The following is a 25,144-nucleotide window of genomic DNA, read 5'->3' as shown; positions in this document are numbered from 1 at the left end:
GAGAAAAATCATGATTGAAGACATTAAAAAATCTGCCGAGCAGAAGATGCAAAAGTCTCTGGACGCATTAAAAACAGATTTGGCGAAAGTACGTACAGGTCGCGCGCATGCCGGTTTGCTGGACCATGTCATGGTTGAGTACTATGGCTCTATGGTGGCGGTTAACCAGGTCGCTAACGTTAACCTGGGAGACGCACGTACGATTAATGTGCAGCCTTACGAAAAAAACATGATTGCAAAAGTAGAAAAAGCTATTCGCGACAGTGATCTGGGATTGAATCCGGCAACCAACGGCGATCTGATCCGTGTACCTATGCCTATGCTGACTGAAGAGCGTCGTCGCGACTTGACTAAAATTGTACGCACAGAAGGTGAAAGCGCCAAAGTGGCGATTCGTAATATACGCCGCGATGCCAACGATGCATTGAAAAAACTGGAAAAAGACAAAGCGATTTCAGAAGATGATGAGCGTCGTGCTGAAGAAGAAATACAAAAAATGACCGATAAAGCGGTGGTTGAGGTGGATAAACTGCTGCAACAGAAAGAAACGGATTTGATGGCGGTGTAAGCTGCTATCTAGTTGAGCGTATATTTTGGGTTTCTTTTCCAGTTCTACCAAGCAAGTCCCCGACACCAACGAGCTGCCGCAACATGTGGCGGTGATTATGGATGGCAATGGCCGCTGGGCAAAAAAACGTTTTTTACCCAGGGTAGCAGGACACCAGCGCGGCCTTGAGTCTGTCAGGCAGTTGGTGAAAGCCTGCGTGCGGTTGGATATCAAATTTCTGACCTTGTTTGCGTTTAGCAGCGAAAACTGGCGCCGTCCTTCTGAAGAAGTGACCTTCCTGATGGGTTTGTTCCTGGAAGCGTTGGAGCGGGAAGTCAGCAAGCTGCACGAAGCCAACATCATTCTCAAATTAATAGGCGACCGTAGCCTGTTTAATGAAGTGTTGCAACAAAAAATGCTCGAAGCCGAGCAGAAGACAGCTGGTAATAGCGGACTGACCCTTTCCATTGCCGTTAACTATGGCGGACGCTGGGACGTGATCAATGCAGTAAATGCTCTATTGCAAGCCAAGGACGGCAAGGTCACTGAAATCAATGAATCTGACCTGACGCCATATCTCTCAATGCCTTATGCACCGGAACCGGATTTGTTTATCCGCACCGGCGGTGAAACACGCATTAGTAATTTCTTGTTGTGGCAGCTTGCCTATACAGAGCTCTATTTCACAGATACTTTGTGGCCTGATTTTGATGAAGCCGCCTTTGAAGCTTCGTTAGTTTCTTACCGTCAACGTGAACGTCGTTTCGGGCGTACCAGTGAACAATTCAGCAGCGATAATAGCGCGACTTAATTTATTTATATCTATGTTGAAAACCAGAGTGATCACGGCAGTAATATTGCTAGGGCTATTTCTCCCAGCGTTGTTTTACCTGCCCATGATGTGGTGGGCGTCTGCCATGTTACTGCTAACGCTGGTCTGCTTGCATGAATGGGCCGGTTTTTTGCAGCTAAGCCCGACGCAGACCCGGATCTATTTAACATTTTCTACACTCACTGGCGTGGCTATGCTGGTTTTGTTGCAGCGATGGGGTTTCCATTGGTTTTTCTATCATGCCTTGCAAGTGTTTATAGGGATGACATTTTTCTGGTTAATTGTTGTGCCAGTGGCGATGTTTTTTAATACCTTTTTCAAGCAGCAGGCAATTAATCTTTTCCTCGGCTGCTGCCTTATGTTGTCATTGTGGATGGCGCTGGTGACTGCGCAAGAGGTCAATCCTTACGTATTGCTGGTTATCATTTCTACTATCTGGCTGGCTGACACCGCGGCCTACTTTTTCGGTAAAAAATTTGGGCAGCATAAACTGGCACCAGCCATCAGCCCGGGCAAAACTTGGGAAGGCGTGCTGGGTGCATTGCTGGTGGTTGGGGTGTATGCTGTTACTTTGAAAGCTACCGGGGCCGTGACAACCTGGTGGGTACTGCCAGGCCTGTGGATTATCACCATTGTCGGTGTATATGGCGATTTATTCGAATCGTTTTTCAAGCGTCGCGCCAACCTGAAGGATAGTGGACAGTTTTTACCAGGGCATGGTGGGTTTTTGGACCGTGTCGATGGGGTGATCCCGGCACTGCCGGTAGGTTTATGCCTGGTATTCTGGTTTCATTACTGGCAACAGTCTTACTCATTTTAAAAGGCCATTTTGCAATACGTCACTATACTGGGCAGTACCGGCACCATTGGTCAGCAGACGCTGGATGTGATTTCACAACATCCGGACCGCTACGCCGTGTTTGCCTTGAGCGCACACCAGAATGTGGATGCCATGTTGCAACAATGCGCGCGTTACAAACCGCAATATGCCGTGATGCAGGATACAGATGCAGCGCAGCGTTTACACCAACGGTTACAGTCTGAAAATCTTAAGAGTGAAGTGCTCTCTGGAATTGAGGGGTTGATCGAAGTTTCAGCGCATGAAACCGTGAATGTTGTCATGGCCGCGATTGTAGGCGCCGCTGGATTATTGCCTGCGCTGGCAGCTGCCAACGCTGGCAAAAAGATATTGCTCGCCAATAAAGAAACGCTGGTGATGGCCGGCCAATTATTTATGGATGCGGTCAAGCAAGGGCAAGCGACACTTCTGCCGATTGATAGCGAGCATAACGCCATCTTCCAGGCCATGCCGGGCCAGGCGTATGAGGACATCGCGGATGTTGGCGTCAATAAGATAATCCTGACCGCTTCCGGTGGTCCGTTCCGCAGTTTTACGCACGCGCAGCTGGCTGAAGTGACGCCCGCGTTGGCGCTTAAGCATCCCAACTGGGTGATGGGCGCAAAAATTACCGTTGACTCTTCTACCCTGATGAATAAAGGCCTGGAAGTCATTGAAGCGCACTGGTTGTTTAATGCACGTCCTGACCAGATTGAAGTGGTGGTGCATCCTCAAAGTGTCATTCATTCCATGGTGTCTTATGTGGATGGCAGTATCCTGGCACAATTGGGTAACCCCGATATGCGCACGCCGATTGCCTATGGTCTTGGTTACCCGCAACGGATCACTTCAGGTGTCAAACCGCTGAGCCTGGTCGATATAGCTAAGCTCGAATTTGAAAACCCTGATACTGATCGTTTCCCTTGCCTGCAACTGGCCTATGATGCGCTGGCCGCAGGGGGAACCGCGCCTGCTGTCCTCAATGCTGCCAACGAAGTTGCGGTGGCGGCTTTCCTCAAGGATAAAATTCATTATTTAGATATTCCGCGGTTGCTGAATGAAGCGCTGCAAAAACTGCCGGTCGAAAAAGTGAATTCCATAGAGCAATTACTGGAAATTGATGCAAAGGCGCGTACCTGTGTCCAGAATGCGATTGCGAAAACAACAGTCACCTCTGTTTTTAAAGCGGTAGCGCTATGACATCTGTATTGGCATTCATTATCGCCATCGGTGTGCTGGTCACCATCCACGAGTTTGGTCACTACCTGGCTGCAAGAAGTTGTGGCGTCAGGGTGCTTAAATTTTCGATTGGTTTTGGCAAGCCTATTTTTAAATACCAGCACTCGCCAGAATCCACTCAGTGGGTACTATCCTGGATTCCACTGGGCGGCTATGTCAAAATGCTTGATAGCCGTGAGTCCGAATCCCTCGAAACGCCAGTATATCAAGCCACCACCACCGACTGGTCGCGCGCTTTTGACCGCCAACATGTTGCCGCTAAAATGTGGATTGTATTTGCAGGGCCTCTGGCTAATTTATTACTGGCCTTTGTCTGTTACTGGGGCTTGATTGCGCAGGGCGAGGTAGGCCTGAAACCATATATTGGCCCGGTAGAATCAGGTTCACTGGCAGCCGAGGCTAAACTGCGCTCAGGCGACCTGGTGGTTTCCCTCGATAACAAACCGGTCACTACCTGGCAAGACGCCCAATGGCAGTTGCTTGAAGCCTGGGTGGCGCATCAGTCAATCAAAGTGGTCACCCGCACAGTGCAGGGCGAAGCGCATACGCATATCCTGCCAATGGCGGCCTTACCTGGCGAGCCAGAAGGCGATGTCTTGCAGAAAGTCGGCATTTCCATGCAGATGCCTGTCATTCCTGCAGTGGTCGGTGAGGTTCTGCCGGGCTCGGTCGCGGAAACCAGTGGCTTGCAGGTAGGCGATCATATTCTTAGCGTTAATAATAAACCGGTCGAAGACTGGCAGCAGTTTGTGAAGTGGGTGAGGGCCAACCCATCGAAACCATTGAAAGTTGAATATCAGCGGGGCAGCGAAATATTAAAGGTGAAATTGCTGCCGGAAACGGTGGTAGAAGCCGGACAAAAAATCGGGCGCCTTGGTGCAGCGGTCAATATGGAGGCTGTTGACCTGGCACCCTACCGCGTTGAACGCCATTACACCGTAGCCGAGGCAGCCATACGCGCAGTGCACCGTGTACAGGAAACCATCGTATTTACCTTAAAAATGATTGGTAAAATGCTGACCGGGCAAGCCTCTTTAAAAGCGATCAGTGGCCCTGTCAGCATTGCGGATGCAGCTGGGGAAACCGCTGGGCTAGGACTTAAGCCTTATATCGGCTTTATCGCATTGTTAAGTATCAGCATTGCAGTCATGAATCTGCTACCGATACCAGTATTGGATGGCGGGCATTTGTTGTATCATATGGCGGAATTGATTCGAGGAGAACCTTTGCCTGACAAGGTGCTGGAGATTGGCCAGCGTCTTGGTTTGGGGTTGCTGGGTGCTTTAATGTTCATCGCTTTTTTCAATGACATTAATCGTTACCTGGTAGGTTGAGAGCATAGTTAATGAGAATAAAGTCTAGTTCCAAGTTATTGTTGTGCCTGTTAACAGCAATTATCCATCTGAAAGCCTACGCGACAGAGCCTTTTGTCATCTCTGACATTCGTGTAGAGGGCTTGCAACGTACCGAAGCCGGTACGGTGTTTAATTACCTGCCGATGCAGGTAGGCGATGTGATGAGCGATGAAAAGGCCGCACAGGCGATTAAATCGCTGTATTCCACCGGTTTTTTCAAGGATGTACGTATTGAAAATGATGGTGACGTATTAGTGGTGACTGTCCAGGAACGTCCTTCCATTTCCCAGATTGACTTTAGCGGTAACAAATCTTTCCCAACTGACAAAGTAAAGGAAGGCCTCAAACAAATCGGTATTGCCGAAGGACAGATTTTTGATAAATCCTTACTGGATCGTGCCGAGCAGGAAATCAAGCGCCAGTACCTTTCGCAAGGCAAGTACAGTGCCGAAGTAAAAGCAACTTCCAGTCCGCTTGAGCGCAATCGCGTATCTATCCGCTTTGAAATCACTGAAGGCCCGGCTGCTAAAATTCGCGATATCAATATCGTAGGTAATCATCTATTCAAAACAGAGGATTTACGCGCTAACTTTTTGCTGACGACACCAAACTGGATGAGCTGGTGGAATAAGGATGACCAGTATTCCAAACAAAAACTGACCGCTGACCTTGAAGCTTTGCGTTCGTTTTATATGAATCAGGGTTACCTGGAATTCTCCATTGATTCAACACAGGTATCGATTTCTCCTGATAAACGTGATGTGTACATCAACGTCAATATCACCGAAGGCGAAAAATATAACATCAGCAAGACCAAACTGGCTGGCGAAATGTTATTGCCGGAAGAGGACCTGCGTAAGCTGATCAATATCCAGGATGGCGATGTATTTAACCGTCAAAAAGTCACTGATGCCAGCAAAAATATCAATGACAAGCTGGGTGAAGAAGGCTACGCGTTCGCTAACGTGAATGCAGTGCCGGAAATCAATAAACTGGAACACACCGTTGCTTTTACCTTCTTTGTTGATCCTGGCCGCAAAGTGTACGTTCGCCGTATCAATGTGCAAGGCAACACCAGAACACGTGACGCCGTAGTCCGTCGCGAGATGCGCCAGCTGGAATCCGCCTGGTATGCCGGTGATAAGATCAAGCGCTCTAAAGAGCGTATCCAGCGCCTGAACTTCTTCGATAGTGTTGAGTTAGAGACACCATCCGTCCCAGGTATTAACGACCAGGTCGATATGACGGTGACGGTGGCTGAAAAAGCCACTGGCAGCGTCCAGTTTGGTGCCGGTTTATCCAGTAGTGATGGTGTGGTATTGGGCTTCAACGTCAACCAGCCTAACTTCCTGGGAACTGGTAACCGTGTGGCATTGCAAGTGAACACCAGTAGCTATAACACTGTGTATTCATTGTCTTACACAGACCCTTATTTCACGCCGGATGGCATCAGCCGTGGCTTCGATATATACCGCCGTGACGTGGATACCAGCAGAAGAAATTCCTCTACTTTAAACGTGGGTAACTATAACAGCCAGTCTTACGGTGTAGGTATGCGTTTCGGTATGCCTCTATCTGAAATGGATTTCCTCAGTGCCGGTGTGACGCTTGATTTTACCAGTGTTGATTTGTCCGCTGACAGTCCGATTCAATATCTGAGATTCTGTGAAAACAGCAATGGTTGTAGCAGTAACTCTGTGGTGCTGAATGCGGGTTGGACTTTCGACTCCAGGGATAACATTCTTTTCCCACGCCGTGGTGTGTTGCAACGTTTGTCTGGCGATGTGTCATTGCCAGGTCTGGATTTGCAATATTACAAAATGAGTTACCAACATAGCTGGTTTAAAGACATGGGCAAAGATTTCACCTTGATGTTGAATGGTGAAGCAGGTTATGCGAAAAGTTATGGCGGCAAAAATTACCCGTTCTTCAAGAACTTCTATGCCGGTGGTGTGAACAGTGTACGTGGTTTCCTGAACTCATCATTAGGTCCGCGTGATGTAAACCCGATTTCAGGTTCCGATTTTGCGGTCGGCGGTACTAAACGGTTGGTTGGAAATATCGAATTGTTTATGCCAGTCCCATTTGTCTCGCAGTCTAACCAGTTCAGATTGAGTGCATTCGTGGATGGCGGTGGTGTTTTTGGTGAGAACGATTCTATCAATTCCGATTATTTGAGATTTTCAACTGGTGTCGGTGTGACATGGGTGTCACCATTCGGCCCATTGAAGCTTGTTCTTGCCAAGCCACTTAAAGAAAAAGAAAATGATGATACACAAACATTGCAATTCCAGTTTGGTCAGCAATTTTAATGGCATCCTTGCTTAAGTTTAGGATAATGCAAACGCAGAAAGGGGTAGCTGCATGAGAAGTCTTCTGGTGGTGTGGCTGAGCCTTATGCTGTGGTGCGGACAAGCCTGGTCTGCCGATTTCAAGGTAGGCTACGTGCAGGTCGATAAACTGCTGCAAGAAGCACCGCAAACGGTTGAAACGGGCAAAAAGCTGGAGAGAGAGTTTAGTCCACGCTCTCTGGATCTGGAAAAACTGCAAAAGCAGATTCGCGATCTGGAGGCACAGCTTGATCATGATCGCACGAGCATTAATGAGTCTGATCGTCGTGTGAAAGAACGCCAACTGAATAATATGCGCCTGGAGTTCCAAAGCAAGCAGCGTGAGCTGCGTGAAGATATCAACTTACGCAAGAATGAAGAATTGGCCGTGTTGCAGGAACGTATTAACAAAGCAGTACAAACCGTTGCCGAAAATGAAGGCTACGATCTGGTTGCCTATAGTGGCATTGCCTACGCTAGCAAACGTATCGATATCACCGATAAAGTACTCAAGTTGCTTGGCAAAAAATAGCCTGCGATATAGTCAGAAAGCATTCTAAGGTCTGGTATCCATGACGCAACTTTTTTCATTGCAAGATATTGCGGCGTCATTGGGAGGCGAAGTCAGTACAGGGTCATCGCCTGAAGAAACATCCGTTAAAGTCTCTCGCATGTCTTCCCTGGCGCAAGCGCAGGCTGGATCCATCGCTTTTTTCAATGACACCAAATACACGCAGTCGTTGCGAGCGACGCAAGCCTCAGCGGTTATTTTGCGTGCTGAGCACAGGCATCTGACTGAATTACCGTGCATCCTGACAGAAAATCCCTATGCCTATTTCGCCAAGCTATCGGCTCTGCTAAATCCGCCCAAGCAATATAGCAATCATATTCATGATAGTGCTGTGATTGGCTATGAGACTAAACTCCCTCATGAGCTAACCATAGATGCGATGGTCACGATTGGTGATCGGGTGACATTAGGTAAGGGCGTACGTATTGGCGCAGGCTGCGTAATTGAGGATGATGTCATTATCGGCGAACATACGGTTCTCGAGCCGCGCGTAGTCGTCAAGCATGGCACTGTCATCGGTCATGACTGTCATCTGTTTTCTGGCAGTATTATTGGAAATGATGGCTTTGGCTATGCCGAAGAGCAGGGTCAATGGGTTAAAATACCGCAAATAGGCCGCGTCGTTATTGGTGATCATGTAGATATAGGTGCTAATACCACCATAGATCGGGGTGCCCTGGATGATACTGTCATCGAAGATGGTGTGAAGTTGGACAATTTGATACAGGTCGCCCATAATGTCCGCATTGGCGCGCATACAGTGATTGCAGGCTGTACCGGCATTGCTGGCAGCGCTGTGATAGGACAGCATTGTAAAATTGGAGGCGCCGCAATGATATTAGGTCATCTGCAGATTGCTGATGGCGTAACGATCTCACCAGGCTCCATGATCATGCGTTCAATCCAGCAACCGGGTACTTACACTGCGTTGATGCCGTTCCAGAAACATGAAGATTGGTTACGGACAGCTGCGAATATCCGGCATTTAGAACAAACCAATCTCAAGCTCAAGCAGCTTGAGCAAGCAGTAAGCAGTATAAAAAAACATACAGAAGATTGAGAGAATTTATGGCTGAGAATGCAGTGAATAGCATGGATATTCATGAGATTTTGGAACACTTGCCGCATCGTTACCCGTTCGTATTAGTGGATCGCGTTTTATCGATGGAACTAGGCAAAGAAATTGTAGCAGTGAAAAATGTCTCAGTGAACGAGCCCTTCTTCCCAGGTCATTTCCCTTATCATCCTGTGATGCCAGGTGTATTGATTGTGGAGGCAATGGCGCAAGCAGCTGCCATCTTGTCATTCAAAACCATGAACATTAAACCGACGAATGACTCTGTGTATTATTTTGCCGGAATCGATAATGTGCGTTTTAAAAAGCCGGTTTCCCCAGGTGACCAGATTATTCTGAATGTCAAAATTGATCGTATCTTAAAAGGTATCTGGAAATACAATGCGGTCGCCAAAGTGGCTGACGAAGTGGTGGCTGAAGCCAGCATGATGTGTATTCTCAAAGCGATTGAAAAATAACCCTTATCTCCGTATTGCTGCGGTATGCAGCACACATTAAAAGATGCAAAGCCTGATTCATCCTACTGCCATTATTGACCCCAAAGCTGAACTGGATAGTTCGGTTGAAGTGGGTGCATTCACCACCATAGGCGCTGGTGTACGTATTGATGCGGGTACCAAAGTTGGCTCTCATGTGGTCATAGAAGGGCCGACCACTATCGGCAAACAGAATGAGATATTCCAATTTTCTTCCCTGGGTGCAAAACCCCAGGACAAGAAGTTCAAGGATGAACCGACGACACTGGAAATCGGTGACCATAACACCATACGCGAATTTTGTACTTTCAACCGCGGCACCATCCAGGATAAAGGCACGACTAAAATTGGCGACCATAACTGGATTATGGCCTATGTGCATATTGCGCATGATTGTATCGTCGGTAACCATACGATTATGGCCAATAACTCATCCCTGGCGGGTCACGTCACCATTTACGATCACGCTATCCTCGGCGGGTTTACCCTGGTGCATCAGTTCTGCCAGATTGGCGAACATATTATTACTGCGGTTGGTTCAGTTGTATTCAAGGATATTCCACCTTACGTCACAGCTGCCGGCTATGATGCGCAACCGCATGGTATTAACGCGGAAGGCCTGAAGCGACGCGGATATACTCCGGAAGCGATTCAGCAGATCAAGCGTGCTTACAAAGTGCTTTACCGTCAGGGTTTGTCATTTGAAGAAGCAAAACTGGCTTTGGCTGAAATGGAAAAATCATGCCCTGAAATCGGCCTGATGACCCGTTTTCTCGCGCAAACTACGCGCGGCATTGTGCGTTAGTTCAAAAACACTATGGCTAAAATTGCAATGGTGGCGGGCGAGGCCTCCGGTGATTTGCTGGGTTACCACCTGATCCAAGAGCTCAAGTCACTGCATCCAGATATTCAGATTTTTGGCATTGCCGGACCTAAAATGATGAGTTTAGGGGCTAAATCTCTTTACCCGATTGAACGCCTTTCGGTACGTGGTTACCTGGAAGTACTCCGGCATCTTTGGGGCTTGCTCAAGCTACGCAAAGAGTTACTCAAACAAATCCTGATACAGAAACCTGATGTGTTTATTGGCATCGATGCGCCTGATTTTAATTTCTGGTTAGAAAAGAAACTGAAAGCCAAAGGCATTGCGACTATTCACTATGTAAGCCCTTCCATCTGGGCATGGCGCAAAAACCGTATTCACAATATTAAACGTGCGGTTTCGCATATCTTGGCACTGTTCCCGTTTGAGCCCCCCCTGTATCAGCAGATAGGCGTTCCTGTGACCTATATCGGTCACCCGCTGGCAGATGCTTTGCCTATGGAACCAGATGTGCCGCAAATGCGTGAAAAGCTCAAATTGAAGAAGAATAGTGTAGTGATTGCACTATTACCAGGCAGCCGTCAGTCAGAAGTGATTTTTCATGCTGAGCTGATGCTGGAAACGGCTATTTCATTCGAGCGTTTGATGCGCGAGAATGGCAATACCGTGCAATTCCTGGTGCCACTGGTGACGCGTGAAACACGCGATATATTCCAGAATGCCTGGCATCAGTTGCTGACACAAAAGCCTGATATCGACATCGATATGCAGATCATGTTCGGCCATGCCCATGAGGCCATGATAGCCGCTGATGCTATTGTGGTTGCTTCAGGCACGGCAACGCTTGAGGCGGCCTTGCTTAAAAAACCGATGGTGATCACTTACAAAATGTCTAATATGAGCTGGCAACTGCTGAAACGCATGCGTCTACAACCATATGTAGGTTTACCAAATATCCTGGCGGGTGAATTTATTGTGCCTGAGTTATTACAGAAGGACGCCAATCCCGAACAAATTGCACAGACGCTGTATAACTTACTGGCAGATAAAACCGGCCTGGCGGTGCTGCGCGAAAAATATCGCGCTATCCATACGCAATTAAAACAGAACAGTGCGCAAAAGGCGGCGGCTGTCATCAGGCAGTTCTTGCCGACCGCATCATGACTATTCAGCGGCTCTGTGGCATTGATGAGGCGGGCAGGGGGCCATTGGCCGGCGCGGTATATGCAGCGGCTGTGATTCTTAATCCAGAACGCCCCATCCCAGGGTTGGCGGATTCCAAAAAAATATCTGAAGCCAAACGTAATTCACTGACTATTGAAATTAAAGCACATGCCCTTGCTTGGGGCATTGCCAGTGTCAGCGCGCAGGAAATAGACGAGATCAATATCTTGCAAGCCAGTATGCTGGCGATGCAGCGCGCGTATCTGGCAATGGTGAACGATTTTGATATGCATGCGACCTTGATTCAAGTAGATGGTAATCGCCGGCCAAAGTTTGACTTGCCATGTGAAGCCATTGTTAAAGGCGATAGTAAAGTCGCTGAAATTTCTGCGGCTTCTATCCTCGCAAAAACAGCCAGGGACGCTTCTTTGCTGGAACTGGATACACAATATCCCCAGTATGGCTTTGCCCAGCATAAAGGCTACCCGACTGCGTTGCACCTTGAGCGCCTGGCGGAATACGGTGTAACGACTGAGCACCGTCGCAGTTATGCGCCTGTGAAAAAACTGCTTGTTGTGGGTTTAAGCCATCAGTCCGTCACGGCAGGTGGTTAAAACCCAAGCGTGAACAAATAAAAAACCGCTCACTTGAGCGGTTTTTTATTTGGAGCAGGTTGGCTATTCGACCAGCAATGCAGTTTTACCTGGTTTACCGTTCATATCGTCTGCTTCCGGCAGAGGATCTTTTCTCGAGGTGATGGTAGGCCATACCGTTGAAAGACGCGCATTCAGTTCGATAAAGTGCTGCTGGTCGGCTGGCACATCATCTTCCGAGAAAATGGCTTCAGCAGGGCATTCCGCGACACACAGGGTGCAGTCAATACACTCATCCGGGTTAATGGCGAGAAAGTTAGGGCCTTCAACAAAGCAGTCGACCGGGCACACATCTACGCAATCGGTATATTTGCACTGAATACAATTTTCGGTTACTACATAGGTCATTTTTTCAAATCCTTAGCGGCTTGGTTTCAGCCAAAATATTAGGGTCAGCCAGAACGATATTTTATTGCAAATTAGTCTAATTGACGATGAGTTGCGTTGCGATTGATCAAACAATCATACCCGCGCCAACGGTATTGTTGGTACTTTCGTCGATGACGATAAACGCACCAGTGGCACGGTTTTTATCATAACTATCGACCATCAACGGCTGGGCCAGTTTAAAGCTGACACGCGCAATGTCATTCATTTTCAAGTCAGCGGTCGATTGTTGTTCCAGCGTATTCACATCTACTTTGTATTGAATCGTACCAATTTTGGCCTTGGATTCACGAGAAGTGTGGCGCACAACATACGTACGGGCTGGAGACAGCGGTGTTTCAGACAGCCAGCAAACGTGAGCTTCAATCTGTTTCACCGGCTCTATCACTTCAGCAGTTTTCACAATCATATCACCACGCGAGGTGTCGATTTCGTCTTCAAGCAACAGGGTAATACTTTGTTCTGTTTGCGCGCTTTGCAATTGATCATTGCCAATCTGAATGGCTTTGACTTTGGATTGGTAGCCGTTAGGTAATACGGTAACAGCATCGCCTACAGCAATCTCGCCAGACTCGACCCTGCCCATAAAGCCGCGGAAGTCGTGCAGTTCAGGATTGGCAGAATCATGTGGGCGGCAAACAAATTGCACCGGGAAGCGGAATTGTTCTGCCGGGTCGCTGTGCGCTGCAGGCACCTGCTCCAGGATTTCCAGCAGCGTCTCGCCTTGATACCAATCCAGGTTGTCCAGGCGGTCTACCAGCATGTCGCCGTTAAGGGCAGACATCGGGATGAACTTGATATCACGTGCTTGCGCCAAGCCAATTTCGGTAGCAAATGCCAGGTAATCCGCTTTAATTTTTTCATATGTGGCCTGGTCATAATCAACCAGGTCCATTTTATTTACTGCTACCACAATATGCTGCAGGCCTACCAGATGCGCCAGGTAGCTGTGTCTGCGCGTTTGTGTCAGCACACCACGGCGGGCGTCGATCAAAATGATTGCCAGATTCGCTGTAGAAGCGGCAGTCACCATATTACGCGTGTATTGCTCATGACCAGGCGCATCAGCGATGATGTATTTACGCGTGCCGGTGCTGAAATAACGGTAAGCCACGTCAATGGTAATACCTTGTTCACGTTCAGCTTGCAGGCCATCAGTCAGTAATGACAGGTCCACGGCATCCATACCGCGTTTACTCGAGGTACGCTCAATATTACTTAGCGTATCGGTCAGAATGGTTTTAGTATCGTATAACAGGCGGCCAATTAAAGTGCTTTTGCCATCATCCACGCTGCCGCAAGTCATAAAGCGTAGCAAAGAATCATTGTGTTGTGTTGTCATAATGTTCACTTAATTAAAATGCTGAAGAACTCTTGGGAAACGCCCTATGGAATGCTACCCATGGATTTATCTGCATTTTTAGAAATAACCTTCTTTTTTACGCTGCTCCATCGAAGCCTCGGAGGTCTGGTCATCCAGACGGGTCGCACCGCGCTCGGTGATAGTCGTTGTAGCTGTCTCAATCACGATTTTGCTGACATCATCAGCATCCGAAATGACTGGCGCCGTGCAAGTGATATCTCCTACAGTACGGAAACGCACCTGCATGTTGATGACTTCTTCGGCCGCTTTTGGCTGATTAATCAGGCTACCATCAGACAGGGGCACGTTCACCGGGAAAATCGAGCCATTACGCATGACAATATCGCGCTGATGCGCAAAGTAGATGCTAGGCAGTTCCAGTTTTTCGCGCTCGATATATTGCCAGACATCCATTTCGGTCCAGTTTGAAATCGGGAAAGCACGGATGTTTTCACCCTTGTGCACGCGGGCGTTGTACAGGTTCCACAATTCAGGACGCTGGTTTTTAGGGTCCCACTGACCGAACTCATCACGAAAACTCATGATGCGTTCTTTGGCACGCGCTTTTTCTTCGTCCCTGCGGGCACCGCCAATGCAGCAGTCGAAGCCGAATTCTTCAATGGCTTCCAGCAAGGTCACAGATTGATGCTTGTTACGCGGTTCATCGGCCGATTTCAATACCACCGTGCCGCGTTTGATCGAATCTTCCACTGAGCGCACAATCAGGCGCTCACCCAATTCAGCCGCACGCTGGTCACGGAAGTTCACCACTTCTAGGTAGTTATGACCGGTGTCGATATGCAAAAGCGGAAACGGAAAACGGCCAGGGCGGAATGCTTTTTCTGCCAGGCGTAAAATGCATAATGAGTCTTTACCACCCGAAAACAGCAATACCGGGTTTGAGCATTGGCCAGCGACTTCGCGCAAAATATGTATGGCTTCAGCTTCCAGCCAGTCGAGGTGAGACAAAGGTTGTTTAGTTGTCATTTCAATCTTCTATCAATCAGCCACAAATGCTTTCAGGTTCAACACAGCATATGTATTGAACCGTATTCATTTGTCGTTACTTTTTAACATGCAGTCCGCATTCTTTATTCGTCGGGTCTTCCCACCACCAGCGGCCAGCACGGATATCTTCGCCCATGGCGACTGCACGTGTACATGGCGCGCAGCCTATACTTGGGTAAAACTGGTCGTGCAAATCATTGTAGGGCACGCTAAACATGCGGATATAGGCCCATACTTCTTTTTCAGTCCAATCACTTAAAGGATTGAATTTTTCCAGCTTGTTGCCAGCATCGTATTCCCGGGTCGGCAGATTGCTGCGGGTAGTCGCCTGTTCAGCACGCATACCTGTGATCCATGCCTGTTTGCCGGAAAGGGCGCGCTGTAATGGCTCGACTTTACGCATATGGCAGCAGGCTTTACGCAGCTCAATGCTTTCGTAAAAAGCATTGATACCTTGCGTGCGCACATAATTTTCAACCGCTTCGTGCCTGGGGAAAAACACCATTGGTTTAATGGTATAGGTATTTTCCACATCAGCCATCAGTGTGTAAGTTTCGGCAGGCAGGCGACCGGTATCCAGTGAGAAAATCTCGATAGGCAGTTGCTCTTTTGCGATCAGGTCTGTGAGCACCATATCTTCAGCGCCATAACTGTTGGCGAAGGTGATTGCCGGAAATTCGGCAACGGCTGCTTTCAGCAATTCTAACGCTTGCGCACGCTTGGCCTGCACACTGCTGACCAATGCATCAATCAGTTCAGGACTGGTAGCCGGATTTTTAGCGGTCGGCTTAAGCATGCTGACAGCACCACTCATGAGCGATTTACTCTCCGCCAGACAGGCACGTCATCCACAGCACCCTGGTAAGGCTGGCTAAAGTCATTCAGACTGGCGACGGCCTCTTGTGCAGAGCGGTCAGCGCGGATAAGGAAGCTGTTAAAGCCGGAACGTTTATGGAAAAACAACTGATCACGCAATACGTCACCAATAGCGCGCAATTCATTTTTGTAACCGAAGCGGGTGCGCAACCAGTTGCCGAGGGTGAAAATGCGGCCATCAGCAAAGCGCTCAACGAATACAGCAACTAGCGGCAGGCTATTAATATCTGAAAATTCTTCCTGCAAGGCTTCTGCTGTTTCATGGGTTGCCAGCACAATGCCAACATCACCAGCGTCCAAACGAGCTTGCAATTCAGCCTTGCGAGCCTGCCACACCGTCAGCGGCACAAGCACTTTGCCAGTTGCAGGGATTTGTGTGTCGGCAATTTGTTCAGGTGTAAAAGTGGTTTCGCCAGTCAACTTGAACAATACGACTTTACCCGCTTGCTTGCGTACAGACTCTTCACCGAGGGCTGGGGGGATCACACGTATCCATTCATCCTGCACGATTTCAGCTACACCTTCGGCATTCAGACGAATCAGGTTACTCATGCCGTGGCTCCTTTTTCTGGTCTGCATAAACATGCGCTTTGAATGGCGCGATGCCTAACCGGCGGACAGTATCGATAAAACGCTCATCTTCATGACGTTCACGGATATACACTTCTATCAGTTTTTGAACTACGCCAGGCATTTCTTCAGCCGAGAAAGAAGGACCGATCACGCTGCCGATACTGGCGTCATTGCCTTGCTTGCCACCAATAGTCACCTGATACCATTCAGAGCCGTCTTTATCCACGCCTAGCACACCAATATGGCCTACATGGTGATGGCCGCAAGCGTTCATGCAACCGGAAATATTCAGTTCGATGTCACCAATTTCATGCAGGTAATCCAGGTCATCAAACTGGTTTTGAATCGCTTCTGCAATCGGGATGGATTTAGCATTGGCAAGGCTGCAGAAATCACCGCCAGGGCAGCAAATAATGTCAGTTAGCAGGCCAATATTAGGCGTTGCCAAACCGGCTGCGCGTGCTTTTTCCCAAACGGCAAACAAATCAGATAGTTTCACATCTGCCAAAATCAGGTTTTGCTCATGTGAAGAACGCAGTTCGCCAAAGCTGTAAGCATCTGCAAGATCAGCAACTACATGCATTTGTTCGCTAGTGACGTCACCTGGCGCTTTGCCATGTGGTTTCAATGACAAGGTCACGGCACGGTAACCAGGTACACGATGTGGTTGTACTGAACGTTTCACCCAGGTCGCAAATGCCGGGTTGCAGGCAATCGCAGCATCAAACGATGCATCATGCGCTGGCAAGGTTTCATAAGGCATAGGCTCAAAATATTGGGCCACGCGGTCCAGTTCGGCATTGGTAATCGTGAGCGGGCCGTCTTTCAAATGCGCCCATTCTTCTTCTACCTGGCGTTTGAATTCTTCAATGCCCAGGGCTTTCACCAGAATCTTGATGCGCGCTTTGTAAGCGTTATCGCGGCGGCCATGCACGTTGTACACACGAATGACGGCTTCGCAGTAAGACAGGATGTGCTGCCATTCAAGATGCTCGCGAATTACCGTGCCCAGGATAGGTGTACGGCCCAGGCCACCACCAACCCAGACCTTAATTGCCATCTGGTCATTGCTGTCTTTGTAAAATTCCAGGCCGATATCATGCGCTTGCACAATGGCGCGGTCTTGCGTTGTACCGGAAACTGCAATCTTGAATTTACGAGGTAACAGCGCAAATTCCGGGTGGAATGTACTCCATTGACGCATGATTTCTGCAATTGCACGCGGGTCAATAATTTCATCCGGTGCAATGCCTGCAAACTGATCAGTCGTGATATTGCGGATGCAATTGCCGGAGGTCTGGATGGCATGCATCTCGACAGTGGCAAGCTCCGCCAGGATATCCGGCGTATCTTCCAGTTTTGGCCAGTTCAATTGCAGGTTTTGGCGGGTGCTGAAATGGCCGTATCCGCGGTCATATTTTTTTGTAATATCTGCCAGTTTGCGCAACTGTTTGCTTGCAAGCAAACCATAAGGGATCGCAATACGCAGCATAGGCGCATGGCGCTGGATATACAGACCGTTCTGTAACCTTAACGGGCGGTATTCTTCATCGGATAACTCGCCAGCGATGTAGCGGCGGGTCTGGTCGCGGTATTGGGCGACACGTTCGTTGACAATTTGTTGGTCTATAGGGTCGTATTTGTACATGCTTAAATCACTTTTTCGCCATTGCGAAGAGGCAGTATTTTAATGGAAAACCAGCTTAAAGCCTACATAAATCAATATCATAGCCAGCACAATACGCACCCAGTGCTCGGCAACCCGCGAACTCAGGTGGCTACCGAGATAGATGCCGGGGATTGAACCTATCAATAATGTGCCTAGCAAGGTGTAGTCTATTGTGCCCAAAGAGGCATGACCTACACCAGCCACCAGCGTCAATGGCACCGCATGCGCGATATCACTGCCGACAATAGTGGTGATCTTTTCTTTAGGGTAGAGCATGATGAGCGCAGTTACGCCCAAAGCGCCGGCACCGACTGAAGTGAGGGTCACTAATCCGCCAAGTATGATGCCGAGAATGACCGTCGCTGCGGGCACATAGCGGACGGTAATCCATTCTTCACTGGCAACCAGGGAGATCAGTTTGTTTCGCAGCAACACAGCGATAGAAGTGATAATCAGTGCAATGCCTAACCAGAACTTAATGGTGGAGACGGCACTGCTAGATTGCAAGTCCATACTTTGCAGCGCCCACAATGTGACCATAGAGGCAGGTATGCTACCGATAGCCAGGCGCTTCACAATGCGCCAGTCAATGTTCCCCAGTTTGCCATGCGCAAAAATACCGACAGATTTGGTGATGGATGCATAAAGTAAGTCTGTGCCGACTGCTACCGCTGGTTTCACGTTGTAAACCAGCAACAAAATGGGTGTCATTAACGAACCACCGCCAACGCCTGTTAAACCCACCAAAAAGCCGACAACAAAGCCTGCCAGTATGTATCCGAATTCCATGAGGAGTATCTTCTTAACTTTAGTGCGCGAAATGTACCAGATTTTTAATTATTGATTTAATAACCAGTTGTTCTATGATATAGCTTTTGGTTATATTGAGCAGGCAATGAAATTTCACCAATTACGCTATATACATGAGGTCGTCCGTCAACAGCTGAATATCTCTTCTGCGTCAGAAGTGCTGCACACTTCACAGCCGGGTGTGAGCAAACAGATTCAGTTGCTTGAGGAAGAGTTGGGCCTGCAAATATTCCAGCGTAATGGCAAACGCCTGATTGGCGTCACCGAACCCGGCCGTAAGATTGTAGATCTGGCAGCACGCGTGATCCTGGATATGCAGAATATCAAACGCGTGGGCGATGAATATAGCCAGGAAGATAGTGGTGAACTCACCATTGCTACGACACATACGCAGGCACGGTACCGTTTGCCGTCTGCGGTTAAACAGTTCATCGCGCAATATCCTAACGTCAAACTGGCGATCCACCAGGGTAACCCGGCACAGGTCACCGAGCATGTGGCTTCCGGTGAGGCCGATATCGGCATCGCAACCGAAAATATCAGTGATGACGAGCGTTTGTCGTGCCTCTCATGTTACGAGTGGAACCGCTGCCTTGTAGTGCCGCCGCAACATCCCTTGCTGCAAAAAGGCAAACTGACATTAAAAGACCTGGCGGATTACCCGCTGATTACCTATGACTTTGCATTTACCGGTGGTACTTTGGTTTCTAAAGTATTTCATGACGCCGATTTACAGCCGAACGTAGTGTTTACCGCGATTGATGCCGACGTGATTAAAACTTACGTCAACCTTGGTCTTGGGATAGGTCTTATTGCGAATATGGCCTATGACGAAGTACGAGATGCGCCCCTTAAAAGCCTGGATTGCAGTCATTTATTCCCGAATAGCACGACTTATCTGGGTGTGCGTCGTGATGCTTTTTTGCGTGACTACATGTTGAATTTTATTACCATGCTGTCGCCGCAATACGACAAACGTACGGTGCAGCGCGCTTTTCATCAAGACTTATAAACCCTGCTGGTGATTTGCCGTGATTTTAGTCACATGACTGCTTAGGGCGCTGTGCTGTAATGAACTTCAATTAAAAAAGGAATGTTGACCATGCATCGCTGCATCTCGGGCTTATGTTGTTTGCTATGGCTATGTATGCCGATAACGGGGTGCGCACAGGCTGTTGATAAAGGGCCGCACATGCGTACAATCGGCCATGGCATGCCGGATGTAGATCTGGATAACGCGATTTATGAAGTACCGGTTCAGCCAAATGTCAGCTACCAGGATCTGGTGGATAGCTTAAAGTCTATTTCTGAAGGCATGAATTTTGTCAGTCCGGCCAATTTCCCGATTGGCGAACATATGAAATTGCGCGGGCAAGACCCACAAGGGATCAAGGAGGTCCGCACCTTTTGTAACCTCAGCATGGGCACGGAAATTATCCTCGATCATCCCGAGTTTCTGGTATTTGCGCCTTGCCGGGTGGCTGTATATGAAAAACCGGATGCGCAAGGCAAGCTGCATTTATACCTAGGGCTAGATAGGCCTACGCATGATCTGAAAAATATCAAAAATCCTACTCCCAGAGCGCAGGCTTCTGCGCAGCAACTGGAAGATGCCTTGATTGGTTTGATGGAAAAAGCACGTCGCGGTGATTTTTAAGCGATTCTTGATCTATCGTTTGCCGCCAACTACCTTCCACTTTTCAGGGTCATCACCTATACTCAACCAAACAATTACTTAAACGAGTGCTTCCCATGATAGAACCGATGCTCATCGCCAAAAATAATGAAACCGACAGCGTGATGTTGCCAAAAATGGCCAACCGCCATGGCCTGATTGCAGGTGCCACCGGTACAGGTAAAACCGTGACCTTGCAAAGTCTGGCCGAACAGTTTTCACGTATTGGTGTGCCGGTATTTATGGCTGACGTCAAAGGGGATTTATCCGGCATGAGCCAGGTTGGCGGTGGCAATGCCAAAGTCGAGGCACGCGTGCAGCAGCTGGCGCTAACGGGTTACAGCAATAAAGCTTACCCGGTCATGTTCTGGGATATGTTTGGTGCTAAAGGGCATCCGGTTCGCACCACACTTAGCGAAATGGGCCCTTTACTACTTTCCCGCATGCTTAACCTTAACGAAGTGCAAAGCGGTGTAATGAACGCGATTTTCAAGGTGGCCGATGACAATGGCATGCTGCTCTTGGATTTGAAAGATTTACGTGCCATGGCGCAGCACTGTGCCGAAAATGCCGCGACCTACCAGACGCAATACGGCAATATTTCAACCGCCAGTGTGGGCGCGATTCAACGATCATTATTGCAGCTGGAAACTGAAGGCGGTGATGCTTTGTTTGGAGAGCCAGCGCTAAACCTGGAAGATATGATGCAAACCGATGCCAAAGGTTTGGGCTATATCAATATCCTTGCGGCAGATAAATTACTGAATTCACCACGTGTTTATGCCACTTTACTATTGTGGCTGTTATCCGAGCTATTCGAAAAACTGCCGGAAGTGGGTGACCTGGAAAAACCAAAGCTCGTATTCTTTTTTGATGAAGCGCATTTGCTGTTTAACGATGCACCCGCAATGTTGATGCAGAAAATCGAACAAGTGGTGCGCTTGGTGCGTTCAAAAGGGGTAGGGATCTATTTCGTGTCGCAAAATCCGCTGGATATTCCGGATGTGGTGCTAGGGCAATTGGGTAACCGTGTCCAGCATGCTTTGCGCGCTTTTACGCCGCGTGACCAGAAAGCAGTCCAGGTCGCAGCGCAAACCTTCCGCGCTAATCCAAAATTGGATGTGGCTACTGCCATTACCGAGCTAGGGGTAGGTGAAGCGCTGGTTTCATTCCTGGATGAGAAGGGTGCCCCGACGCCGGTAGAGCGCACATTTATCTGTCCGCCGGAAAGCAGGGTGGGTCCCGCAACCGATGCTGAACGTAACCAGGTAATGACGCAATCACTGGTCGCGGGAGTGTATGACAAGTTAGTGGACAGGGAATCTGCCTATGAGACTCTCAAGCAACGGGCTGAGCAAGCCGCTGCGGCCACTCAGGAAAAAGCCCCGCAAGAGCAAGAGTCCTCTTCCGGATTTGATCTGGGCGGAATTCTCAGTGGTAAAACAAGCCGCTCCGACTCGGTATTAGAGTCTGCAGCGAAATCTGCAGCACGGGCGATTGGCTCTCAACTGGGCCGTGCCATTATCAGGGGCGTGCTAGGATCTATCCTCGGAGGCAGTAAATCCAAACGTTAATCATCAAACTTGACCTTGAAACCTGAACCAGGGATACGCATGTTAAGTGATATCGAAATTGCGCAAGCGGCCACATTAAGCCCTATCACTGATATTGCCCGGCGATTAGGGCTTTCTGCTTCAGATTTGCATCTTCATGGCCAGCATATGGCCAAGCTTACGCAATCCACCGTGAATCAACTGCGCACACAACCGGTGCGTGCCAAACTGATTTTGATGACAGCCATCAATCCGACGCCAGCAGGCGAAGGCAAGACCACCACGACGGTGGGTTTGACCGATGCCTTGAACCTGGCTGGCTACAAGGCATTGGCCTGTTTGCGCGAACCCTCTTTAGGCCCCGTATTTGGCATGAAGGGCGGCGCCACCGGTGGTGGTTACGCGCAGGTCGTGCCCATGGAAAATATCAACCTGCATTTCACCGGCGATTTTCATGCCATCAGTGCTGCCAATAACCTGCTGGCTGCTTTAGTGGATAACCATATTTACCATGGCAATGCCTTGCAGTTTGATCATGTAAGCTGGCGGCGCTGTATGGATATGAATGACCGCGCCTTGCGCAGGATTACCATTAACCAGCCGTATGCCTATGACACCGGTTTTGATATTACGGTAGCCAGTGAAGTGATGGCGATTTTTTGCCTGGCGACTGATCTGGCAGATTTAACCCGTCGTCTGGGCCGTATGCAAGTGGGACAGTCAACAAAAGGCGAGCCTATTTTTGCCAGTGATTTGCAAGCGGAAAGCGCAATGACCGCCTTATTAAAAGATGCCTTTCAGCCTAATCTGGTGCAAACCCTGCAAGGGTCGCCAGCGTTGTTACATGGTGGCCCATTCGCCAATATCGCTCACGGTTGTAATAGCCTGGTCGCCACGCAAACCGCTTTGCGGCTGGCAGATTACGTAGTGACTGAAGCGGGCTTTGGTGCCGATCTCGGTGCCGAGAAATTTATGGATATCAAATGCCGCCAATCCGGGTTAAGGCCGGATATGGCAGTAGTGGTGGCGACTATCCGCGCACTCAAATATCACGGTGGGGTGGAAGTGGCTGATCTTAATACAGAGAATCTTCAAGCGCTCTCAGTCGGTATGGCTAACCTGAAAAAACATGTAGATAACATGCGCCAGCATTTCGGTTTGCCGGTATTGGTCGCACTTAACCACTTTACGCATGATACTGAGGCTGAAGTTGCGTTGTTACAGTCAGCCGTTGAATCCTGGGAAAGCAGTCTACATGTATGCCGGCATTGGGCGCAGGGTGGTAAGGGTGCACTCGACCTAGCACATGCGGTTGCCAACCTAGCGCAACAAACAGCCAATCCAACATTGCTATACCAGGATGATTTGTCACTGACTGATAAACTGCATGCCATTGCACGATCGCTGTATGGTGCTAAAGATGTGACATTCAGCGCGCAGGCAGAACAACAGTTAGAGGCCATGGCCGAAGCAAGTCGCGGTTTGCCGGTATGCGTAGCAAAAACACAATATTCATTATCCTCTGATGCCAAGCTGCGCAACGTACCGGTAGGGCATACCTTGCATGTGCGAGAGTTGCGATTATCGCGTGGTGCCGGTTTCGTTGTCGCTGTATGTGGCGACATTATGACCATGCCGGGCTTGCCGAAACAGCCCGCCAGCCAGCGTATCACCGTGGATCCCAGTGGTAGAATAATCGGCCTTTCCTGAAATCTTAGTCATGCAGACGTTTAGTCAACTCGGCCAGGCCGACCAAACCATCAACAAGTCACGCTTTATTGCCCGCGCTGCGCGGTGTGAAAACGAACGCGAGCTCGCATTGTTTTTGCGCCAGTTTGCCAGTGAGCATCAAAGCGCAGGTCACCTGGCATATGCTTTCCGCATGAAAACCGCTGAAGGCATAGTCGCTCGCTTTTCTGACGCAGGCGAGCCTGCAGGCACTGCGGGCAAACCGATTCAGCAAATGCTGGACGGTCAAAATTATGTCAATTGCTGCGTCGCCGTGATCCGCTATTACGGCGGAATTAATCTGGGCACTGGTGGCCTGGTGCGTGCTTATGGCGGCACTGCCAGGCAGGCCATGGATCACGCTGGGACAATCCCGTTTATTGAAATGGTACACCTGAAAATTTCCACTTCTTACAAACGCGTTGATGAGCTGACGCGGGAAGTACAAAGATTAAACGGGGAAGTGCTGGACAAGCAGTTTGATGAAGCTGTCCACTTCCTGCTTAAATTACCGGTCGATGCTGCCCGGCAGTTGCAAGCCAAATATTAGCCATTCATGACGAAAGTCCGGAGTCTGCTGTGACCCAAACCCAAAAATTTGATACCGCCACTTATGTGCTGATGGCCGTTTTGATGTGGCTGGTATTAAAAGTACAGCTACTGCCCGCTTTACTGGTAGGCCTGCTGGTATTCGAGCTGATTCATGTGATTTCACCGATTATTGCGCGCAGGGTGCCTGGCAAATATGCCAAGTGGCTGGCGGTGGTTCTGCTCGCGACCTTTGTGATTGGTTTACTGGTGGCGATGGGTATGAGTATCGTGACCCTGATCCGCAGTGATACTGGCGGCCTGACCATGCTGTTCGACCAGCTTGCCCGTATTATTGAAGATTCGCGTGCAGTGCTGCCAGTCTGGCTGAATGACCGCCTGCCCGATGATGCCATTACACTACAGCAAACGGTGATCGAATGGTTACGTGCGCATTCGGCAGATTGGCAGCTGCTGGGTAAAGAAGCCGGGCACCATTTTGCACATATCCTCATTGGTATGGTGATTGGCGCGATGGTGGCTTTGCATGACGTGCAAACCAAAACTAACCAGCGTCCGTTTGCACAAAGCCTGTTGCAGCGAGTGGGGTTATTTGCGCAGGCGTTTAAGAATATCGTATTTGCGCAAGTTAAGATTTCTGCGGTGAACGCCAGCCTGACTGCTATTTACCTGGCGATTATCCTGCCGCTTTGCGGCATCCATTTGCCATTCACCAAAACCATGATTTTGCTGACTTTCCTGGTTGGTTTGCTGCCGGTGGTCGGTAACCTGATCTCTAATACCGTGATTGTGATTGTGAGTATCAGTCACTCCTTTATTGTCGCCATCGGGTCACTGTTATTTTTAATTGTGATTCATAAACTGGAGTACTTCCTCAATGCGCGGATAGTAGGCAGCCAGATACGCGCACACGCCTGGGAATTGCTGGTCGCGATGCTGCTAATGGAAGCCACTTTCGGTTTAGCGGGCATAGTAGCTGCACCTGTCTATTACGCTTATATTAAAAATGAGTGCCGCGAGCGCGGTTGGGTATAGGTGCAGGTTGTTAGA

Annotated in this window: 25 protein-coding genes; 18 read left to right on the top strand and 7 right to left on the bottom strand. The window is 49.0% G+C overall.

The window, feature by feature from the left end; genetic code table 11:
* Positions 1-10: 10 nt before the first annotated feature.
* The 12 genes from frr to rnhB are packed head-to-tail and all read left to right on the top strand — an operon-like array spanning position 11 to position 11,864.
* Positions 11-568, top strand: coding sequence for a ribosome recycling factor (gene frr / locus LPA26_RS05320; protein ID WP_229007590.1), 558 nt, complete (start codon positions 11-13; stop codon positions 566-568).
* A gap of 25 nt (positions 569-593) precedes the next feature.
* Entirely contained in the window at positions 594-1,358 is a 765-nt protein-coding gene (gene uppS, locus LPA26_RS05315; RefSeq protein ID WP_055867327.1) for a polyprenyl diphosphate synthase, read from the top strand.
* A 13-nt stretch (positions 1,359-1,371) separates the two neighbouring features.
* Entirely contained in the window at positions 1,372-2,199 is an 828-nt protein-coding gene (locus tag LPA26_RS05310; RefSeq protein ID WP_229007589.1) for a phosphatidate cytidylyltransferase, read from the top strand.
* A gap of 9 nt (positions 2,200-2,208) precedes the next feature.
* On the top strand, positions 2,209-3,417 hold the full coding sequence (gene ispC / locus LPA26_RS05305; protein WP_229007588.1) for a 1-deoxy-D-xylulose-5-phosphate reductoisomerase: 1,209 nt from the start codon (positions 2,209-2,211) through the stop codon (positions 3,415-3,417).
* The gene (rseP, locus tag LPA26_RS05300) at positions 3,414-4,790 is read left to right on the top strand and encodes an RIP metalloprotease RseP (RefSeq protein WP_055867318.1); all 1,377 of its coding nucleotides are present in this window, start codon (positions 3,414-3,416) and stop codon (positions 4,788-4,790) included. Before ispC ends, rseP begins: the two co-directional genes overlap by 4 nt.
* Before the next feature lie 11 nt (positions 4,791-4,801).
* Complete coding sequence (gene bamA, locus LPA26_RS05295; protein ID WP_055825852.1) at positions 4,802-7,123, top strand: outer membrane protein assembly factor BamA; 2,322 nt, start codon at positions 4,802-4,804, stop codon at positions 7,121-7,123.
* Positions 7,124-7,175: 52 nt separating this feature from the next.
* Positions 7,176-7,673, top strand: coding sequence for an OmpH family outer membrane protein (locus LPA26_RS05290; protein WP_055825851.1), 498 nt, complete (start codon positions 7,176-7,178; stop codon positions 7,671-7,673).
* A gap of 40 nt (positions 7,674-7,713) precedes the next feature.
* Positions 7,714-8,772, top strand: a complete 1,059-nt coding sequence (gene lpxD, locus LPA26_RS05285) for a UDP-3-O-(3-hydroxymyristoyl)glucosamine N-acyltransferase (protein ID WP_055825849.1) — start codon at positions 7,714-7,716, stop codon at positions 8,770-8,772.
* Positions 8,773-8,780: 8 nt separating this feature from the next.
* Entirely contained in the window at positions 8,781-9,245 is a 465-nt protein-coding gene (gene fabZ, locus LPA26_RS05280; RefSeq protein ID WP_055825847.1) for a 3-hydroxyacyl-ACP dehydratase FabZ, read from the top strand.
* 43 nt (positions 9,246-9,288) lie between these two features.
* On the top strand, positions 9,289-10,068 hold the full coding sequence (gene lpxA / locus LPA26_RS05275; protein ID WP_055825844.1) for an acyl-ACP--UDP-N-acetylglucosamine O-acyltransferase: 780 nt from the start codon (positions 9,289-9,291) through the stop codon (positions 10,066-10,068).
* Between the two features lie 12 nt (positions 10,069-10,080).
* Complete coding sequence (gene lpxB / locus LPA26_RS05270) at positions 10,081-11,250, top strand: lipid-A-disaccharide synthase (protein ID WP_229007587.1); 1,170 nt, start codon at positions 10,081-10,083, stop codon at positions 11,248-11,250.
* Positions 11,247-11,864: a ribonuclease HII gene (gene rnhB / locus LPA26_RS05265; protein ID WP_229007586.1), complete on the top strand. Its 618-nt coding sequence runs from the start codon at positions 11,247-11,249 to the stop codon at positions 11,862-11,864. The genes lpxB and rnhB overlap by 4 nt, the downstream gene beginning before the upstream one ends.
* A gap of 63 nt (positions 11,865-11,927) precedes the next feature.
* On the opposite strand, the gene fdxA is transcribed toward rnhB, so the two are convergent.
* From fdxA to LPA26_RS05230, 7 genes are all read right to left on the bottom strand, one after another.
* Complete coding sequence (gene fdxA, locus LPA26_RS05260) at positions 11,928-12,251, bottom strand: ferredoxin FdxA (protein ID WP_055825835.1); 324 nt, start codon at positions 12,249-12,251, stop codon at positions 11,928-11,930.
* Positions 12,252-12,357: 106 nt separating this feature from the next.
* Positions 12,358-13,632, bottom strand: a complete 1,275-nt coding sequence (cysN, locus tag LPA26_RS05255) for a sulfate adenylyltransferase subunit CysN (RefSeq protein WP_229007585.1) — start codon at positions 13,630-13,632, stop codon at positions 12,358-12,360.
* Between the two features lie 78 nt (positions 13,633-13,710).
* Positions 13,711-14,640 carry a sulfate adenylyltransferase subunit CysD gene (cysD, locus tag LPA26_RS05250; protein ID WP_229007584.1) on the bottom strand — a complete coding sequence of 310 codons (930 nt, stop codon included), beginning with the start codon at positions 14,638-14,640 and terminating at the stop codon, positions 13,711-13,713.
* Between the two features lie 76 nt (positions 14,641-14,716).
* Positions 14,717-15,475, bottom strand: a complete 759-nt coding sequence (locus LPA26_RS05245; RefSeq protein WP_229007583.1) for a phosphoadenylyl-sulfate reductase — start codon at positions 15,473-15,475, stop codon at positions 14,717-14,719.
* Positions 15,472-16,089 carry a DUF934 domain-containing protein gene (locus LPA26_RS05240; RefSeq protein ID WP_229007582.1) on the bottom strand — a complete coding sequence of 206 codons (618 nt, stop codon included), beginning with the start codon at positions 16,087-16,089 and terminating at the stop codon, positions 15,472-15,474. The genes LPA26_RS05245 and LPA26_RS05240 overlap by 4 nt, the downstream gene beginning before the upstream one ends.
* On the bottom strand, positions 16,082-17,758 hold the full coding sequence (locus tag LPA26_RS05235) for a nitrite/sulfite reductase (protein WP_229007581.1): 1,677 nt from the start codon (positions 17,756-17,758) through the stop codon (positions 16,082-16,084). The genes LPA26_RS05240 and LPA26_RS05235 overlap by 8 nt, the downstream gene beginning before the upstream one ends.
* A 39-nt stretch (positions 17,759-17,797) precedes the next feature.
* Positions 17,798-18,568, bottom strand: a complete 771-nt coding sequence (locus tag LPA26_RS05230; protein WP_229007580.1) for a sulfite exporter TauE/SafE family protein — start codon at positions 18,566-18,568, stop codon at positions 17,798-17,800.
* Between the two features lie 106 nt (positions 18,569-18,674).
* Here LPA26_RS05230 and LPA26_RS05225 point away from each other — a divergent pair, with 106 nt between their 5' ends.
* The 6 genes from LPA26_RS05225 to LPA26_RS05200 all read left to right on the top strand — a co-directional run bounded on the left by LPA26_RS05225 (position 18,675) and on the right by LPA26_RS05200 (position 25,129).
* A complete protein-coding gene (locus tag LPA26_RS05225; RefSeq protein WP_055825815.1) occupies positions 18,675-19,601 on the top strand; it encodes a CysB family HTH-type transcriptional regulator in 927 nt (308 codons plus the stop codon).
* Positions 19,602-19,781: 180 nt separating this feature from the next.
* Positions 19,782-20,246: a DUF302 domain-containing protein gene (locus tag LPA26_RS05220; protein ID WP_229007579.1), complete on the top strand. Its 465-nt coding sequence runs from the start codon at positions 19,782-19,784 to the stop codon at positions 20,244-20,246.
* A 95-nt stretch (positions 20,247-20,341) separates the two neighbouring features.
* Positions 20,342-21,838 (top strand): helicase HerA-like domain-containing protein, encoded by a 1,497-nt coding sequence (locus tag LPA26_RS05215; RefSeq protein WP_229007578.1) that lies wholly within the window; start codon positions 20,342-20,344, stop codon positions 21,836-21,838.
* A 39-nt stretch (positions 21,839-21,877) separates the two neighbouring features.
* Entirely contained in the window at positions 21,878-23,527 is a 1,650-nt protein-coding gene (locus LPA26_RS05210) for a formate--tetrahydrofolate ligase (protein WP_229007577.1), read from the top strand.
* Between the two features lie 10 nt (positions 23,528-23,537).
* Positions 23,538-24,095 (top strand): YigZ family protein, encoded by a 558-nt coding sequence (locus LPA26_RS05205; RefSeq protein WP_229007576.1) that lies wholly within the window; start codon positions 23,538-23,540, stop codon positions 24,093-24,095.
* A gap of 29 nt (positions 24,096-24,124) precedes the next feature.
* Positions 24,125-25,129 carry an AI-2E family transporter gene (locus tag LPA26_RS05200; RefSeq protein WP_055825798.1) on the top strand — a complete coding sequence of 335 codons (1,005 nt, stop codon included), beginning with the start codon at positions 24,125-24,127 and terminating at the stop codon, positions 25,127-25,129.
* Positions 25,130-25,144: the final 15 nt, after the last annotated feature.

Origin of the sequence: Methylophilus sp. Leaf408 (assembly GCF_916856905.1) — a bacterium.
Classification (GTDB): domain Bacteria; phylum Pseudomonadota; class Gammaproteobacteria; order Burkholderiales; family Methylophilaceae; genus Methylophilus.
This window is presented reverse-complemented; position numbering and strand designations above follow the sequence as displayed.